Raw genomic sequence first — 636 nt, 5'->3', positions numbered from 1 at the left:
CTATCGTGAACCGTTTCGGCCCGTCACCACAGGCGTTTATGGTGGTGCCGATTGTCGGTGCATTCTTCATCGACATCGTTAACTTAGTGATTTTGCAAGGCTGCATCGCCTTTATCAAATAATCGGCGAAAGGCGTAACCACGCCAATTTTAAGATCATTTAAAGCCAAAGCCAGTCGGAAAAGACTGGCTTTTTTGTTTCTTGGTATGAATCTTTCTCATTCTTGCTTCAAGCAATGAAATCAATGCGTTAATATCATTCACAGGATGTTATTTTCCCTGCAGCAGGAGGCTCCACACATGTCAGAAAAAATATCGACATCAGCATTAGCGAAAATGCGCAATATTGACGCCAAGCTGCTGTTTTCAGATCTCAAACGCGCCGGTTACATCACTCGCCAAGAGGACAAATGGATCCTGACGGAAGAGGGCGCTAAGTTCGGCGGTGAATATGTTGACCACCCCAAGTTTGGGCAGTTTATTGTCTGGCCTACGAACTTGCATATTGAGCTGAATCCTACCTCTGGGAAAACTCTGAGTGCCACACTACTTGGCGATAAACTTCGCCTTAATGCCAAGCGAATCAACCAATTGTTGAGTGAGCTAGGCTGGATAAGTAAATCAGAAGACGGATGGC

General features: G+C 45.4%; 1 pseudogene. It reads left to right on the top strand.

Features of this window, described 5'->3' with window-relative positions:
• Positions 1-299: 299 nt before the first annotated feature.
• Positions 300-636 (top strand): annotated as a pseudogene (locus R7Q11_RS27225) (glycerol kinase); the annotation flags it as partial.

The sequence above is a fragment of the Vibrio sp. 970 genome (assembly GCF_033339075.1).
This window is presented reverse-complemented; position numbering and strand designations above follow the sequence as displayed.